Consider the following 16109-nt stretch of genomic DNA (forward strand, 5'->3'; position numbering starts at 1 on the left):
GCTTCTAAAAGCATGGATGAGCTGACATCCTCTTCTGGAGGCACTGGGAAGAAACGAGCACCAGCAGCAAGTGCGCCAACCTCACCAGAAAAGGCCTCTTCCGCAGGGCGCAATGCTCCTGTGGGCGGTGATGCAGAATATACCGCAGCTGATATTGAGGTGCTGGAAGGTCTGGAGCCAGTCCGTCGCCGTCCTGGCATGTATATTGGTGGTACGGATGAGAAGGCGCTGCACCATCTGTTTGCTGAAGTGATCGACAACTCCATGGATGAGGCCGTTGCTGGTCACGCCAGCTGGATTGATGTCTCACTCAGTGAAGATGGCTTCCTGACGATCACAGATAACGGACGCGGTATCCCGATTGATCCGCACCCAAAATATAAAGACAAGTCCGCGCTGGAAGTCATTATGACCACCCTGCACGCTGGTGGTAAGTTTGACAGCAAGGTCTATGAGACCTCCGGCGGTCTGCACGGCGTGGGTATTTCTGTTGTGAACGCGCTTTCTGAAGAACTGGTGGTTGAAGTTGCGCGAAATCGCAAGCTATATCGCCAGACCTTCCGCCGCGGTCTTGCAGATGGCGGCCTTGAGCTGGTTGGAGATATTCATAACCGCCGGGGCACCATGGTGCGTTTCAAGCCGGACGCTGAGATCTTTGGCAAGTCGCTGAAGTTCAAGCCTGCCCGGTTAATGAGAATGGCACGGTCAAAGGCTTATTTGTTCGGCGGCGTTGAGATACGTTGGCGTTGCGCCAAAGCTCTTGCTGATGAAGCAAATGGTATTCCTGAAAGTGCAACTTTCCACTTCCCTGGTGGCCTGAAGGATTATCTGGAAGAGGCGCTTGGCAAAGAGCGCCGTGTGACGGAAGAGGTTTTTGCTGGACGCACGCAAGCGACTGGCAAACACGGATCTGTAGAATGGGCGGTTGCCTGGTTTGCTGGTGACGGCTTTGTCAATTCTTACTGTAACACCGTTCCAACACCTGAAGGCGGTACGCATGAAACAGGCCTTCGTTACGCGTTACTGCGGGGGCTGAAGGCCTATGGAGAGCTGATTGGCAATAAGAAGGCTTCCATTATTACTGGTGATGATGTGTTGACGTCTGCTGCCGGCATGCTGTCCGTATTCGTTCGCGAGCCGGAATTTGTTGGCCAGACCAAAGACAAGCTGGCGACCAACGAAGCGACACGGATTGCTGAGAATGCGGTTCGTGATGCGTTTGACCACTGGCTGACAGCCTCACCTAACCAAGCCAACAAGCTACTAGATTGGGTAATCGACCGTGCTGAAGAGCGCCTTAAACGGCGTCAGGAAAAAGACGTTGCGCGCAAGACTGCGGTGCGCCGCCTGCGACTGCCGGGCAAACTTGCGGATTGTTCTACCAGTAAATCCGATGGCACTGAATTGTTTATCGTGGAGGGCGATTCTGCGGGCGGCTCTGCCAAGCAGGCGCGAAACCGCTCCACACAGGCTGTTCTGCCGCTGCGCGGTAAGATCCTGAACGTGGCCAATGCGGGCCGAGATAAGTTGGTCGCGAACCAGCTGCTTTCTGATCTCATCCAGGCGCTGGGGTGTGGTACGCGCTCCAATTACAGTGATAAGGAGCTACGCTACGAACGCATTGTCATCATGACGGATGCTGACGTGGATGGCGCACACATTGCAGCACTGCTCATCACCTTCTTCTATAAAGAGATGCCGGATCTGATCAATAACGGACACCTTTACCTTGCTGTTCCGCCGCTTTACCGGATCAGCCAGGGTGGAAAGACGCTTTATGCCCGTGATGATGAGCACCGTGAGGAACTCCTAAGAACCAGCTTCAAGAAGAACGGAAAGATCGAAATTGGCCGCTTCAAGGGACTCGGTGAGATGCTTCCTGCACAGCTGAAAGAGACCACGATGGACCCAAAGCGCCGTACGCTGCTTCAGGTGGTTATTAGTGATGATGACGTAATTGAGACACGTAATGCAGTTGAACAGTTGATGGGTAATAAACCAGAAGCTCGTTTCAACTTCATTCAGGAGCGCGCGGAGTTCGCCACTGATCTGGATATCTAAAAGAGCCTTAACTGTGAATAGTTGCTGATTTCTGCGTTGGTTAGAACCCAGCAACCTCGGCATAACTTGAAGGAATATATCGGTTATACCGCAGAATTCATTGACAACGCTGCTTAGAAATGTAGTGTTCCGCCAAACTGGTTGGAGAACCCTGTAGTTCATACGGATTCCAGCTTCTCTCCTCAATTATCGTAAAGAACATGCAATATGTCGTTTTCCACTCTCGGACTTAGTGAGAAAGTTCTCGCCGCTGTAGAAGCCTCTGGCTATACAGAACCGACTGCCATTCAGGCAGGCGCCATCCCTTACGTTCTCGAGCGTAGAGATGTCCTCGGAATTGCTCAAACTGGGACCGGGAAAACGGCCAGCTTTACGCTGCCGATGATCACTCTTCTGGAAAAAGGCCGTGCGCGCGCCCGGATGCCAAGAACGCTTATTCTTGAGCCAACCCGTGAGCTGGCTGCGCAGGTTGAGGACAACTTCAATCGCTATGGCGTTAATCATAAATTGAATGTTGCTCTGCTGATCGGTGGTGTATCGTTTGCCGATCAGGACCGTAAGCTTGAACGTGGTGCCGATGTTCTGATTGCAACGCCTGGCCGCCTGCTCGACCATTTCGAGCGTGGCAAGTTGCTGCTACAGGGCGTTGATATTCTGGTTATCGATGAAGCTGACCGCATGCTGGACATGGGCTTCATCCCTGATATTGAACGCATCTGCAAGCTAATCCCCTTCACCCGTCAGACACTATTCTTCTCTGCAACAATGCCGAGCGAAATTCAGCGGTTGACCGATACCTTTTTGCAGAATCCGGCAAGAGTGGAAGTGGCGAAGGCATCTACGACTGCTGACACTGTGACACAGCGTATCGTGGCTGCGGACTCAGAAGATTATGAGAAGCGCGCTAAACTGCGCGAGCTGATCGAAGGCTCCGACGACCTTCAGAATGCGATTGTGTTCTGTAACCGCAAACGTGATGTGGCGACGTTGTTCCGCTCACTTGTGCGCCACGAGTTCTCTGTAGGCGCTCTGCACGGAGACATGGATCAACGCTCTCGTATGACCATGCTGGACAACTTCAAAAAAGGCAACATCAAGGTTCTGGTTGCCAGTGATGTTGCAGCGCGCGGTCTGGATATTCCAAGTGTAAGTCACGTATTTAACTTTGACCTTCCAATTCACGCGGAAGATTATGTGCACCGGATTGGACGTACGGGACGTGCCGGTCGCGACGGCACTGCCATTTCCATTGTGACAGGTAAGGACGAAAAAGCATTGCAAGCGATCAACGAGACGATTGGTAAGGAACTGGAGTGGGCCGGAGAACCGCTTGATTTTTCCGTGGCTGCTGAAGAGAAAAAATCTCGCCGCCGTTCCTCGCGCACGTCCAAAGACAAAGGTCGCTCACGCAAACCTAAGGCAGAAGCTCAGGAAGCAGCAGCTCCAGCGGAAGCCGAAACTGTGCCGGCTGGTCTTGAAGAGCAGCCTGAAGTTCCGGCTCTCGCAGAACGTCGTCCACAGCCACGCACTCGCGGCACTCGTCGTGCTAACGCACCTAAAGACGAAGCGATTTTCCGTAATGCAAGCCACATCCCGGCCTTCCTGTTGCGGGCAACACGGTCTAAGGCTCAAAGCCGATAGCCAATTTGCTAAGGTTAACCACTGGTTAGGTATATCCCATTAAATAAGCTTAAGTTAAATTAGCTTACTATGGATGGGATAGCCCTATCTGCGGCGCGGTGATGCAATCATGAGTCAAGAAGACGAGTTCAAGCGTACCATAGTTTATGCAGACAGTGCGCTCGGTTACATCAAAACAAATAGTCTACCAGCGTTTCCACGCAACTATGAGTTGTGGTATTCGTACGCCTCTGGATTTAACCGTTCTTTGAACCGGACCATCAATAAAATTCTTGCCCGTGATGGCAAGATTTCCCCCATCGAGACACAAAAGATCTACAATCGCTTTTTGTCCCCTAACCGTTTGGGGGAAAGAATCGATGAGGTTGGCGATAAGATCTCGAGGGAAGTTCGGGACCTGATTTCCGCGCTGGATAAAGGCGCGCTGCAAACCACAGAATATGCTGATGAGTTGACCCGCACTCTGGGCGCTCTTGAGAAGATTACCGATCCGGTTCAACTTTCTAAACTCGTCGTCCATCTTGCAAAACTCACTACTGAGACTGCCGAGAGCAATCAGGAACTTCGCGAGCAGCTGGTTGATTCCCGCCAACAGATTGGCGTTTTACAGGAAGGTCTGGAAGCGATCCGTTACGAGTCTTTGACAGACGAGCTGACGACCCTAAATAACCGCAAGCATTTTGATCAAAGTCTTATTCGGGCAGTCAATGAGGCAGAAGAGAGTAAAGACTCCCTCTCCTTGCTGATTTCCGACATTGATCACTTCAAACAGTTCAATGACAACTACGGTCACCAAACTGGGGATCAGGTTCTTCGACTTGTGGCGCTGGCAGTTCAGCAAAACGTCAAGAACAGCGATGTTGCGTGTCGTTATGGCGGCGAAGAATTTGGCATTATTCTGCCAAGAACGACTATCGAAGATGCCGAGGTAATTGCGGAGAAAATCCGTAAGAACGTGGTTGCAAAGGAGTTGGTGAAACGCTCCACCGGTGAAAATCTGGGACGTATCACGATCTCGATCGGGATTTCTACATTTCGGCCGGGCGACAGTGCGGAAAGCCTGGTTTCGCGCGCTGATCTTGCGCTTTACGCTGCCAAGAAAGCAGGCCGCAATCTGGTGAAGTCCGAGGAAGAAAGAAAAGTCCCCAGCGTGACGCAGGTTGCCTAATTTTCGCGACTGACCTTAGAAAAAGTGAGAGTTCAGGACGGCAGAAGTGGTTGTTGGCGTCCTTGTCCGTCGACTATCCAATGCGGAAGATGCTTTTTCGTTTTGATCAGTCTGACCTAACTGCCGGATAGCCTTTGCAACCCATTGCGCAAGCAGTGTTTCATCCTCAACCACATCCATCGGAACTGAATAAAAGTTTGTCGGGAAATATTCCCCAAAACACTGATGGATGTACGGCATTTGCCCGCTCAGCAAGAAGTCCGCAACATTCCCAGACCCAGCTTTGAGATAGAGAGACTTTTCGCGAACCAGCGCAAACATCTTGCCGTTGGCATAGTAGCCGTGGCCACCAAACATGGGACGGCAGCGGACTTTCTCCAGAAATTTCGGGCGCTTTTCGGGATGAAAAAAAACGGATAAAGACATAAATAATCACCAAAACATATAAATATGCAAAAGCTTGCACCACTCCGCTGAAGACCAGCAAGAATTTTGCTCACTTCGTCCACTCACAGAAATGTGAAGCGGCCTTTGGAATGATTATACGTCGAGACCCATCTGCCAGAAATTGGCCTCAAGTCTAGTAGCTTCTCTGAATATTTTCGATAGTCTGTCGTAGCGGGCCTCGGTGGCATAAAGCGCTCCCAGATCATCGATTTCTTTGACCGCGCTCGTTGCAAGCTCCTGATACTCATCGCTTGAGTATTCTTTGATCCATTCCGCATATGGATTGCTTGGCTCAAGTGCGGCTTGCTGTTGTGCCAATTCGGCACCGATCTCACCGTAACCAATTGCACATGGTGCGAGCGCAACTTTCAGATCAAGCATGTCACCTTTCATCGCAGTATCAAGAACATACCGGGTGTAGGCAAGGTTAGCCGGTTCTTCCGGCGTAGCCACGATCTCAGCTTCGGTCAGGCCCCAGCTCTCGCATAAACGAATATGCAAGTTCATTTCCATTTCCAAAATGCCCTTTGCCGAGGAAAGGCATTTTCGCATCTGTTCGAGATCAGTGGATTTATACATGCCGAGCGCGTATGCACGGGCAAACTCAATCAGGAAGAGATAATCCTGGACCAGATACTTTTTGAACGCTGCAATTGGCAGTGTTCCGTCGCCAAGTCCCTGAACAAACTCATGTTTGGTGTAGGAGTGCCATATCTCGATATTATCGTTTTTCAATGATTCAAAAAGAGACATAGCCCCCACCTATCAACTTCTAAGCCACTCAAAAATGGCCAGCTCTAGTTTTTCTGAGCGAACTTTGAAAGATCGGCTGGCAGTAGCTCAACGGATTCACCGCAGCCACATGCAGACACTTCATTTGGATTTTTGAAAGTGAAACCAGAGCGGAACTTTGTGCTTTCAAAGCCCATCTCGGTTCCGAGCAGGTAAAGAGTTGCTGCCGGATCGACGAAGACCTTTACGCCCTTATCTTCAACGACATCATCGCCAGCTTTTGCTTCGGTCACCAGATTCAGTTCGTATTCCATGCCTGCGCAGCCGCCCGTCTTGATGGCGACGCGCAGTCCAATTGGGTCTGCATCGCTTGCATCAAGCAGTGTGCGGATGTAATCAGCCGCTTCGTCCGTCAGCGTAAGTACTTGAAAACCTGAGGCCATTTTGCACCCTCCATGGGCACCTCAATACAGTCGAGGTGCCATACATTGTCAGCGCTATGCGAACCTTAGAAGAAGTTCAAGGCAACGCGAGCTTCGTCAGACATTCGGCTAGGATCCCATGGGGGATCGAAGGTCATGTCGACCTGAACCGCACCAACACCTGGAACGGCACTCACTGCGTTTTCTACCCAGATCGGCATTTCGCCAGCAACCGGGCAACCTGGAGCAGTCAAGGTCATATCGATTTTGACAGTGCGATCGTCTTCAATATCAACCTTGTAGATCAAGCCGAGCTCGTAGATATCGACCGGAATTTCCGGGTCAAACACGGTTTTCATCGCAGCAATGATGTCACCGGTCAAACGCTCCAGCTCTTCAGCGGGAATTGCGGAGCTTTGCTTGATTTCCGTCGTTATCAAAGGTCCGTCAGAGAACTCGCTTGTTTGTGTGTTGTCTGTCATAGGTCCTAACCAAACATCATCTGCGCTTTACGCAAGGCTTCTACTAGGCGATCAACTTCTTCGTGAGTGTTGTACAGGCCAAAACTTGCACGGCATGTACTGGTCACCCCATAGCGCGCCAGCAAAGGTTGTGCACAATGCGTTCCTGCCCGAACTGCAACACCCTCTCTGTCAATCACCATTGAGATATCGTGGGCATGAACCCCTTCAATCTCAAAGGAAAAAATCGCTCCCTTGTCTTTGGCATTTCCAAAGACCTTCAGGGAATTGACTTCACTTAAGCGTTGCGCTGCATAATCACGTAGGGACGCTTCATGCAATGCTATATTTTCGCGCCCTAGACTCTCCATATAGTTAAGCGAGGCGCCCAATCCAATAGCCTGAACGATTGGTGGGGTGCCGGCTTCAAAGCGATGGGGAGCTTCGGCATAGGTTACGAGTGTTTCAGTGACGTCCAAGATCATCTCACCGCCACCCTGGAATGGGCGCAGTTTGTTGAGAAGATCTTTCTTGCCGTAGAGCGCGCCAATGCCGCTTGGACCGTAGAGCTTATGCCCGGTGATCGCGTAGAAATCACAGTCGATATCCTGAACATCGACAGGCATGTGCACTGCACCTTGCGAGCCGTCGATCAGAACCTTTGCACCACGTTCGTGTGCAAGACGCGTGACTTCCTTCACTGGAACCACGGTTCCTGTGACGTTGGACATGTGTGTGATTGCAACGATTTTGGTGCGATCCGTCAGGAGTTTTTCGAACTCATCCAGCAGGAACGTTCCATCATCTGCAATCGGGGCCCATTTGATGACCGCGCCTTTGCGTTCCCGAAGGAAGTTCCAAGGCACAATGTTGGAATGGTGCTCCAGAATGGAGATGACGATTTCATCCCCTTCCTGAATTTCTTCTTCCAGACCATAGGCTACTAGGTTGATTGCCTCCGTGGTTGACTTGGTGAAGACCACTTCGTCAACGCTTGGTGCATTCAGGAAGCGGCGCGTGATTTCGCGGGCCGCCTCGAAGTTTTCGGTGGCTGTGTTTGACAGGTAGTGTAAGCCACGGTGCACATTGGCGTATTCCTGGGTATAGGCCTTGGTGATTGCATCAATCATTGCCGTCGGCTTTTGGGCCGACGCGCCATTATCCAGATAAACCAACGGCTTGCCATAGACCTTGGTGGAAAGGATCGGAAAATCTTTCCGAACCTTCTCAACGTCGTATGGAGCTGTAAAAGCCGTGTTATCGACCTTGGTCATTCGCTCACCAAATCATCTGCATGAAGCCACTTGCGGGTCATTGCTTCCAGCAAGTCTACACACTGTTCCTCTTCAAATTCCTCAATAGCTTCAGAAAGGAATGCGAGAACGAGGATTTTGCGTGCCTGTGCTTCAGGAATACCGCGTGCCATGAGGTAGAACAGCAGGTCTTCGTCAATGTCGCCGGTGGTGGAACCGTGGGCGCACTGAACGTCGTCTGCAAAGATCTCCAGCTCAGGTTTGGCATTGATTTCAGCGGTATCGCTCAGAAGAAGCGTTTTGATCATCATCTGACCATCGGTCTTCTGAGCGCCCTGCTCCACGATGATCTTGCCTTGGAAGACTGCGCGGGCTTTGTCGTCGACGACGGCGCGGTAGTATTCACGGCTTTCACATTCTGGAACGGCGTGGTTCACAAACAGTGTGATATCAGCATGTTGGCTGTCTTTGAGCAGAGATGTTCCGCGCAGGCCGGCGTGGGTGCCCTCGCCCTTGAACTCAAGGAAGAGCTGTGCACGGGACAGGGCCGAGCCTTCATTGTAGATGAAGTGCTGGAAATTGGTTTCCGCACCCAGCTCAATGCTAAGGGTCTCGATATGCTGTGCTTTTTGGCTTTCCACCTGAAGTTTCAGCCAGTGCACATCCGCGTTATCGCCAACTTTGACTTCTGTGAGGGCGTTGGATTGGTAAGCGGCATTTGCCGCACCTTCGAAGCTTTCGATGATGAGCGCTTTTGCGCCTGAGCCGATCTCAACAGAAGTGCCTGCATAGGAGCTGACGTCGGAACCATCGGTGTAACGCACGATCTCGATTGGCAGCTGGATCTTTGCATTTGCATCGATCTTAATGCTGACGCCACCCTGAACCAGAGCCTGGTTGAGCGATGCCATCGCATCGTCCGTGCCAAGCTGAGCTTCCAGTACGCCACTGGTCTCTGCTACCGACAGACCTGTAACTTCCTGATTGGAAGACAATTCTGGCACGTAGCGACCATTTACGATGGCGATACGGTAGGTCTTCAGGTCACCTGCCCCAGTCAAAGCCTCGGCTTTTGGAGTGGTTTTAGAAGCCAATGCAAATGCATCGTTCATCTTGGAGCGCAAGTCAGTATAGTGCCACTCTTCAACGCGGCGATGCGGGATGCCTTTCGCTTTGAAAGCCTCCCACGCCTGTTTGCGTTGATTTGCGTTATTTTGCGTTGTTTGCGCGAAAATTGCGTCGAACTGAGCGTTCAGGCTCTGCTCTGCGTTAGTCTCTTGAATCTTTGCCGGAGCATTCATCGGTCACCCTCCAGCTCAAGCCGCTTCTTCATCGACGTAATCAGCGTAACCGTTTTTCTCCAGTTCAAGAGCAAGCTCTTTGCCACCGGTTTTAACGATCTTGCCTTTGGACAGAACGTGGACCACGTCCGGTACGATGTGATCAAGCAGGCGCTGGTAGTGGGTGATCACGATCATGGAGCGATCCGGAGAACGCAACTGGTTGACGCCTTCCGAAACGATGCGCAGTGCATCGATGTCCAGACCGGAATCTGTTTCATCCAGAACGCACAGGCTTGGCTCGAGCAGAGACATCTGCAGGATTTCAGCGCGCTTCTTTTCACCGCCGGAGAAACCAACGTTGAGCGGACGCTTCAGCATGTCCGGCGTCACTTTCAGTTCCTTGGCCTTCTCGCGAACAAGCTTCATGAAGTCAGGGGTGGAGATTTCTTCTTCACCGCGTGCTTTGCGCTGTGCGTTCAAAGCGGTCTTCAGGAAGGTCATGGTTGCAACACCCGGAATTTCGATCGGGTACTGGAATGCCAGGAACATGCCAGCTGCTGCGCGTTCGTCTGCGCCAAGCTCTTCCCAGTCGACACCGTTATAGGTGATGGAGCCCTCGGTGATCTCGTAGTCTTCCTTGCCTGCCAGAACATATGACAGGGTGGATTTACCAGATCCGTTTGGACCCATGATTGCATGGATCTCGCCTGGGCGTACGGTCAGATCAATACCGCGAAGGATTTTGTTGCCATCAACTTCGGCGTGCAGGTTTTTAATCTCAAGCATCTATCGTTCTCGTCTTTTCAATTTTTCAATAGGTACGAGGCAAACGCGTTTATCCGCGTTTTAGCCCACACTTCCTTCAAGGCTGATCGAAATCAGTTTTTGTGCCTCAACTGCAAATTCCATTGGCAGTTGCTGGATTACGTCCCGGACAAAACCGTTCACGATCAACGCGACAGCTTCTTCTTCGTTCAGGCCACGGGCCTGACAGTAGAACATCTGATCATCGGAGATCTTGGAGGTTGTTGCCTCGTGCTCGAACACCGCAGTGGAGTTCTTGCTTTCGATGTATGGGACGGTGTGGGCACCGCACTTATCGCCAATGAGAAGCGAGTCACACTGGGTGAAGTTACGTGCGTTAGATGCCTTGCGATGCGCGGAAACCTGCCCGCGATAGGTGTTTTGCGAAACACCTGCTGAGATACCCTTGGAGATAATCCGGCTGGCCGTATTCTTGCCCAGATGGATCATCTTCGTTCCACTGTCGATCTGCTGGTGACCATTGGAGATGGCGATGGAGTAGAACTCACCTTGTGAGTTGTCTCCGCGCAGAATGCAGCTTGGGTATTTCCACGTGATTGCAGATCCGGTTTCAACCTGTGTCCAGGAGATCTTGGAGTTCTTTTCGCGGCAATCGCCACGCTTGGTCACGAAGTTGTAAATACCGCCTTTGCCTTCAGAGTCGCCTGGGTACCAGTTCTGAACGGTGGAGTATTTGATCTGTGCATCTTCAAGTGCAACGAGTTCAACAACGGCTGCGTGCAGCTGGTTTTCGTCGCGCTGAGGTGCTGTACAGCCTTCCAGATAAGACACGTAAGAGCCTTTATCTGCAATGATGAGTGTACGCTCGAACTGGCCGGTATTCTGCTCGTTGATACGGAAGTAGGTGGACAGTTCCATTGGGCAACGAACGCCTGGTGGAATGTACACAAACGACCCATCAGAGAACACAGCAGAGTTCAATGTTGCGTAGAAGTTATCGGAGACTGGAACAACGGACCCAAGGTATTTTTGAACCAGCTCTGGATGCTCACGAATTGCTTCGGAGATCGGGCAGAAAATAACGCCTGCCTTGGCCAGTTCTTCCTTAAAGGTTGTTGCTACCGACACACTATCGAAAACAGCATCAACAGCGACGCGGTGTTCCGGTGCGACACCTGCCAAGATTTCCTGCTCGGACAATGGAATGCCCAGCTTCTTGTAGGTCTCCAGAATTTCCGGATCCACCTCGTCAAGAGACTTGAGTCCCTCGCGCTTCTTAGGTGCTGCGTAATAGTGAAGGTCTTCAAAATCAATCTTCGGATATTCAACTCGGGCCCATGTGGGCTCATCCATCGTTTTCCAACGACGGTACGCTTCCAAACGCCAGTTGAGCATCCATTCCGGTTCTTCTTTTTTCGCCGAAATGTATGCAACGATCTCTTCACTGAGCCCTTTGGGAGCGAGCTCACTTTCGATATCGGTTACGAAGCCATATTTATACTGATCAACGTCAATCGCCTTGACCTTGTCAATTGTTTCCTGGACTGCCGCCATGCTTTGTCTCCATACGCGGTTCAAAGCCGCATTGGGTACACTTATTGGACCCTTTTGCCCTACTTAACAGATGCGCCGTCGCAACACAGTGCATCCTTATTTATACGAGGTTGTTGTCCTCGTTTATTTTCTAAACGGCGTTCACCCCTTCTGTGTGGGCTTCATTCGTTTATAAATTTTCGTCCAAGCACTTAAAAAGCGCTCGACGTCATCATTGTTGGTAGCCCAACCCAGACTGATCCGGATTGCGCCACGCGCCAATGACTCAGGCACCCCCATTGCAAGAAGCACATGGGACGCGCCTACTTTGCCGGAAGAACAAGCGGATCCGGATGAAACGGCGACATCAAACAAATCAAAGTTGATGAGCGCGGTTTCAGCTGAAATCCCTTCAACTGCGAAACACGTCGTGTTGCCAAGACGCGGAACATCTTCACCGAAGATGATCGCCTCGGGAGAGATCTGTTTCAGTCTCTCCTCCATATGGTCTCGCAGGCGCGAAATCCTAGCATGTTCAGCAGGATCGGTTGATTGCGCTGCCGCAACCGCAAACCCTGCAATGCCTGCTGTATTTTCTGTTCCAGCCCTTCTCCACGATTCTTGTCCGCCACCTGTAAGCAGCGGAATGGGGCGAAAATCGCCTTTACCGAGGATAAGAGCGCCAACTCCTTGAGGACCTCCGATTTTGTGGGAGGAGATCGACATGGAGTTACAGCCAATCATGGCCATGGAAATTGGTTCTTTACCTGCCATCTGGACAGCGTCCACATGGAAGATATGGCCCAACTCCTCTGTGAGTACGCCGATTTCGCGCAGAGGCTGCAAAACGCCGGTCTCACTGTTGGCAGCCATGACGGATACCAAAACTGTTTCGTCTTTACCCAGCTGCTCAAGCATCACGCGTAGCTCATCGACCATGACGCGGCCCGCTTCATCAACGGGAATGCTTTGTACGTTCTGGGGTGCAAATCGACCACCGCCAATCACGGAAGGGTGCTCGATCGCGCTCACAAAAACCTGTGTAAGAATGTAGGGCTCGCCGTTTTTCAGCCAAGTGGGCGACAAAGCTGTCACATTTGCTTCCGACGCGCCGCTTGTAAAAATGACATTTGCCGGAATTCCATCAACCAGTTCTGCAATTTTGTGCCTTGCATCTTCGATGATGGATCGGGCTCGGCGTCCACTGGCATGAATAGAGGACGCATTACCGGCTGCCTTATAGGCTTCCTGCAGCGCTAAAAGAGATTCTTCCCTCAGTGGAGCGCTGGCGTTATAGTCTAAATATGTCAGTTCGCGGTTTGTTGTCATAGTTTAACACAGAAAATGGGGTTCTTTAATGCCCTAATTGGGTCTTCACGGAAATGGAAACCTTGATATTTTCCACGGTGCTTACGATAAGGGATAGAGAGTTCCCTTTGAGTTCGTTGAGGTCTATAACGTGAGTGCGCCGAGTTGGATATACCTTTCTCCGATAGAAGTCGATTTTCGGTGTAGCCCTTGAGATTCATCGTAGAATAATTCTAAACTGGTTCTAATAAACTTGCATCTTACAGTCAAGTTTAATCGATAACAATCCAGTGTACTAGAAAAAAACCGGCGGCCATTTGCTGCCAACCAAAACAAGAGGATTTTGCAGTATATGCCTGAGGTGATCTTCAATGGCCCTGCAGGGCGGCTAGAAGGCCGTTTCCATCCAGCTAAAAAACGCAACGCTCCAATCGCATTGGTTTTGCATCTGCACCCGCAGTTTGGCGGTACGATGAACAATCAGATCATCTACCAGATGTATTACATGTTTGCGAAACGTGGTTTTGCCGTTCTGCGCTTCAACTTCCGCGGTGTCGGTCGTTCACAAGGCCAGTTCGATCACGGACAAGGCGAGCTGTCTGACGCAGCGGCGGCGCTGGATTGGGTACAGACTGTACACCCTGATGCGCGTGCGTGCTGGATTGCAGGTTTCTCGTTTGGTGCGTGGATCGGCATGCAACTTTTGATGCGCCGTCCGGAAGTGGAAGGCTTTATCTCTGTTGCGCCGCCAGCAAACCTTCATGACTTTTCGTTCCTTGCCCCCTGCCCGTCTTCAGGGCTGATTATTCACGGTGAGGAAGACAAGGTTGTTCCACAAAAAGATGTGCAGGCACTGGTTGATAAGCTGAAGACCCAGAAGGGTATCATCATCGACCATCAGGAAATGCCTGGTGCGAACCACTTCTTCGAAAATCATGTGGATGGTCTGATTGATAACTGCGCCGGCTATCTGGATCGCCGTCTCGGCTTGATCGGAGAAGATGCAGTCTAATCGTCAAAGTGACAAAGACTTCTTTGCATAAGAAAAAGCCCGGTCGATTGACCGGGCTTTTTTGTATCTGAATTTTATAAGCTGGCTGGTGCCTTATTCGCCGGGTGTCCAGGCGTTGTAGTCTCCTGTCACTGCCGGACGTTTTTCCGGGGTCAGGATAGAGCCTTTTGGACGGTAGGCGTTTGGTGTGCCTGTCAGGTTCGGCGAATGAGCAATTTCCCAGTCGTGGGCAACATAGCCGCTCTCGGTTGGCGGCGTGTTGGTGCGGTAATGCATCCAGCCGTGCCAGCCGGCAGGGATCTGGGAGGCTTCTGCAAGGTTTTTATAGATCACCCAGCGGCGCTTGCCGCCACGCTCTTTATAGTACTTGTTGCCAAACTCATCGGTCCCGACGAACTCACCCTTTCTCCATGTGAAGAAGCGAGTGCCCCACGTGTCGCTGTTCCACCATGTGAAGAACGTCAGCAGAAGGTGTTTCATATGTCTGGCCTTTCCAGATCGCTGGCTTGTAAATTTTCTCGGAATATGACGAGTGTTTGGGGGCCTGTCCAGTCTTAGAGACCCGTAGTTTCAACTATTCACCGGAACTCGCCCAAAATATCCTAGGGTCAGTTATTATTTTGACAATTCTGCCTCGCATTTGGCGCGTCATTTGGTTTCGCGGCGGGGCAAATACGGGTTTTGACTGAACTGGTCTGCTGGCGAAACATTGCCAATTTCCAGATCTTTGAGGGAAAGCGGCTCGTTTTCGTCCGTTTCGTGCGCCGGTCTAGAGGTTTTGACGGGTTTTGGCCGTGCGGAAGAATCGGGGCGCGGTATGGCGCTTTCACGCTTCTGGTATTCGCGCGCTTTGTTCAGCGTTGCAAACTTGGCCTCGTTCTGCTCTAGCCGCTTTGCTGTGCCATCAATGACAAAACCACCGTCGCGATTGCGAACGAACTGGCGGCGATCCTTACAGATCGATTCTATGGACTTCTTCAAGGAGGCAGAGGAAATGGGCGTCACAAGCAGGTGGTGGGCGCCTGCTTCCATTGCACGGGTGACCAACGCACGGGTGCCGTAAGCGGTGATGAAGACGAGCGGGACATTGATCAGCTCAGGAACCCGGCCGGAGCGCATGAGCTTTAAGAGCTGGAAGCCACTGACAGGCTTCATCTCCCATCCGGAGAGCACCATATCTGGTGGGTCCGAGATGAGCATCGGCAAGGCTTCTTTGGGACTATCGTAGACGCGGACACGGCCCAGCTTCAGGGTACCCAAAATGCCCCGCAAGATTGCTTGGGTGGGTTTTGACTGTTCCACAAGAACCACATCTAGCTGAGAAATGTCCTTGCCGAAGGAGGTGTGATGCATATCTGCTCGCTATTTTAACCTAACCAGATGCTTAAGGCCTTTGGGAAACTATATAGGATCTATTGATATAACTACTGTGTAAATTTGCGTGGGGTGCACAGACTTTTTTACCTGCGATTTTTTGTGATCCACTGAATAATTTTTCGGAAAAATACTCCCCAAAAAAAATGAGGTTGAGTTTGCTTTTTCGCTTGGCTTTGCGGAAATGGCGGGGTTCTGCTGCCTGAGCCCCTTTTTTGGCAGATCTGAAGGTCCCCACAATCCACACAGATTACAATATTTGGTGTTCTGATCCCTCTTATGCACACAAGCAGTGGACAGAACGCGCTTGACGATGGTTTCCGATTCAATCTAGTTTGAGGTCGAAATCAAGACGTGTTCAGGATAGTGCGGCCTCGGCCGGGAGTTCACCAAAATATTAGTAGCTTCGAGTGCTAGGAGTTGGATTTATTTTCACTTCAAGCGGTCGCTTTTTTTTGCCAATTGCAGCCTAAATATTGTGTTAATATATTATCGGCACACTAGATATTGTAACAGCATCAAAAGCGCGCCACTTTACCTGCGTTAACAAGGACAAATACCAGATAGCGGAATAATCAGAACCGGCGGCGGAATTTTGGTTACAATCTTAGCTATCTGATCTCTTAAAACCGAGATGCACCGCGGTGGT

At 51.1% G+C, this 16109-nt stretch carries 15 protein-coding genes; 4 read left to right on the forward strand and 11 right to left on the reverse strand.

Going from position 1 to position 16109, the window contains the following annotated elements; translation table 11 throughout:
- Positions 1-12 precede the first annotated feature (12 nt).
- From parE to IE076_RS00100, 3 genes are all read left to right on the forward strand, one after another.
- Positions 13-2061, forward strand: a complete 2049-nt coding sequence (parE, locus tag IE076_RS00090; protein ID WP_209008820.1) for a DNA topoisomerase IV subunit B — start codon at positions 13-15, stop codon at positions 2059-2061.
- A 207-nt stretch (positions 2062-2268) separates the two neighbouring features.
- Complete coding sequence (locus IE076_RS00095; RefSeq protein ID WP_189434217.1) at positions 2269-3702, forward strand: DEAD/DEAH box helicase; 1434 nt, start codon at positions 2269-2271, stop codon at positions 3700-3702.
- 109 nt (positions 3703-3811) lie between these two features.
- Positions 3812-4870 (forward strand): GGDEF domain-containing protein, encoded by a 1059-nt coding sequence (locus IE076_RS00100; RefSeq protein WP_189434219.1) that lies wholly within the window; start codon positions 3812-3814, stop codon positions 4868-4870.
- A 15-nt stretch (positions 4871-4885) separates the two neighbouring features.
- On the opposite strand, the gene IE076_RS00105 is transcribed toward IE076_RS00100, so the two are convergent.
- The 9 genes from IE076_RS00105 to IE076_RS00145 form a co-directional block, all read right to left on the reverse strand.
- The gene (locus IE076_RS00105; protein ID WP_189434221.1) at positions 4886-5296 is read right to left on the reverse strand and encodes a TfoX/Sxy family protein; all 411 of its coding nucleotides are present in this window, start codon (positions 5294-5296) and stop codon (positions 4886-4888) included.
- 114 nt (positions 5297-5410) lie between these two features.
- Positions 5411-6070 (reverse strand): thiaminase II, encoded by a 660-nt coding sequence (gene tenA, locus IE076_RS00110; RefSeq protein ID WP_189434230.1) that lies wholly within the window; start codon positions 6068-6070, stop codon positions 5411-5413.
- Between the two features lie 44 nt (positions 6071-6114).
- Entirely contained in the window at positions 6115-6492 is a 378-nt protein-coding gene (locus tag IE076_RS00115) for a HesB/IscA family protein (RefSeq protein ID WP_189434232.1), read from the reverse strand.
- Between the two features lie 65 nt (positions 6493-6557).
- Entirely contained in the window at positions 6558-6953 is a 396-nt protein-coding gene (locus tag IE076_RS00120) for an SUF system Fe-S cluster assembly protein (RefSeq protein ID WP_189434233.1), read from the reverse strand.
- Between the two features lie 5 nt (positions 6954-6958).
- Positions 6959-8206: a cysteine desulfurase gene (locus IE076_RS00125; protein ID WP_189434235.1), complete on the reverse strand. Its 1248-nt coding sequence runs from the start codon at positions 8204-8206 to the stop codon at positions 6959-6961.
- Positions 8203-9486, reverse strand: a complete 1284-nt coding sequence (gene sufD, locus IE076_RS00130) for a Fe-S cluster assembly protein SufD (protein ID WP_189434237.1) — start codon at positions 9484-9486, stop codon at positions 8203-8205. The genes IE076_RS00125 and sufD overlap by 4 nt, the downstream gene beginning before the upstream one ends.
- A gap of 15 nt (positions 9487-9501) precedes the next feature.
- On the reverse strand, positions 9502-10254 hold the full coding sequence (gene sufC / locus IE076_RS00135) for a Fe-S cluster assembly ATPase SufC (RefSeq protein WP_189434239.1): 753 nt from the start codon (positions 10252-10254) through the stop codon (positions 9502-9504).
- Positions 10255-10314: 60 nt separating this feature from the next.
- Entirely contained in the window at positions 10315-11787 is a 1473-nt protein-coding gene (gene sufB / locus IE076_RS00140; RefSeq protein ID WP_189434241.1) for a Fe-S cluster assembly protein SufB, read from the reverse strand.
- A 141-nt stretch (positions 11788-11928) separates the two neighbouring features.
- A complete protein-coding gene (locus IE076_RS00145) occupies positions 11929-13095 on the reverse strand; it encodes a cysteine desulfurase family protein (RefSeq protein ID WP_189434243.1) in 1167 nt (388 codons plus the stop codon).
- Positions 13096-13426: 331 nt separating this feature from the next.
- On the opposite strand from IE076_RS00145, the gene IE076_RS00150 reads away from it, so the two are divergent.
- Complete coding sequence (locus IE076_RS00150; RefSeq protein ID WP_189434245.1) at positions 13427-14086, forward strand: alpha/beta hydrolase; 660 nt, start codon at positions 13427-13429, stop codon at positions 14084-14086.
- Between the two features lie 93 nt (positions 14087-14179).
- Here IE076_RS00150 and IE076_RS00155 read toward each other — a convergent pair whose 3' ends face one another.
- Entirely contained in the window at positions 14180-14566 is a 387-nt protein-coding gene (locus IE076_RS00155) for an NADH:ubiquinone oxidoreductase subunit NDUFA12 (protein WP_189434247.1), read from the reverse strand.
- A 168-nt stretch (positions 14567-14734) separates the two neighbouring features.
- Complete coding sequence (locus tag IE076_RS00160) at positions 14735-15439, reverse strand: response regulator (RefSeq protein ID WP_189434249.1); 705 nt, start codon at positions 15437-15439, stop codon at positions 14735-14737.
- Between the last annotated feature and the right edge of the window lie 670 nt (positions 15440-16109).

Origin of the sequence: Pseudovibrio japonicus (genome assembly GCF_014651595.1) — a bacterium.
Classification (GTDB): domain Bacteria; phylum Pseudomonadota; class Alphaproteobacteria; order Rhizobiales; family Stappiaceae; genus Pseudovibrio; species Pseudovibrio japonicus.

What these genes read in the sequence shown, in the direction of transcription:
- IE076_RS00145 (WP_189434243.1), bottom strand. Translation starts at nt 13,095, where the DNA reads ATGACAACAAACCGCGAACTGACATATTTAGACTATAACGCCAGCGCT.
- IE076_RS00095 (WP_189434217.1), top strand. Translation starts at nt 2,269, where the DNA reads ATGTCGTTTTCCACTCTCGGACTTAGTGAGAAAGTTCTCGCCGCTGTA.
- tenA (WP_189434230.1), bottom strand. Translation starts at nt 6,070, where the DNA reads ATGTCTCTTTTTGAATCATTGAAAAACGATAATATCGAGATATGGCAC.
- IE076_RS00155 (WP_189434247.1), bottom strand. Translation starts at nt 14,566, where the DNA reads ATGAAACACCTTCTGCTGACGTTCTTCACATGGTGGAACAGCGACACG.
- IE076_RS00150 (WP_189434245.1), top strand. Translation starts at nt 13,427, where the DNA reads ATGCCTGAGGTGATCTTCAATGGCCCTGCAGGGCGGCTAGAAGGCCGT.
- sufB (WP_189434241.1), bottom strand. Translation starts at nt 11,787, where the DNA reads ATGGCGGCAGTCCAGGAAACAATTGACAAGGTCAAGGCGATTGACGTT.
- IE076_RS00120 (WP_189434233.1), bottom strand. Translation starts at nt 6,953, where the DNA reads ATGACAGACAACACACAAACAAGCGAGTTCTCTGACGGACCTTTGATA.
- parE (WP_209008820.1), top strand. Translation starts at nt 13, where the DNA reads ATGGATGAGCTGACATCCTCTTCTGGAGGCACTGGGAAGAAACGAGCA.
- IE076_RS00105 (WP_189434221.1), bottom strand. Translation starts at nt 5,296, where the DNA reads ATGTCTTTATCCGTTTTTTTTCATCCCGAAAAGCGCCCGAAATTTCTG.
- IE076_RS00160 (WP_189434249.1), bottom strand. Translation starts at nt 15,439, where the DNA reads ATGCATCACACCTCCTTCGGCAAGGACATTTCTCAGCTAGATGTGGTT.
- sufC (WP_189434239.1), bottom strand. Translation starts at nt 10,254, where the DNA reads ATGCTTGAGATTAAAAACCTGCACGCCGAAGTTGATGGCAACAAAATC.
- IE076_RS00125 (WP_189434235.1), bottom strand. Translation starts at nt 8,206, where the DNA reads ATGACCAAGGTCGATAACACGGCTTTTACAGCTCCATACGACGTTGAG.
- sufD (WP_189434237.1), bottom strand. Translation starts at nt 9,486, where the DNA reads ATGAATGCTCCGGCAAAGATTCAAGAGACTAACGCAGAGCAGAGCCTG.
- IE076_RS00115 (WP_189434232.1), bottom strand. Translation starts at nt 6,492, where the DNA reads ATGGCCTCAGGTTTTCAAGTACTTACGCTGACGGACGAAGCGGCTGAT.
- IE076_RS00100 (WP_189434219.1), top strand. Translation starts at nt 3,812, where the DNA reads ATGAGTCAAGAAGACGAGTTCAAGCGTACCATAGTTTATGCAGACAGT.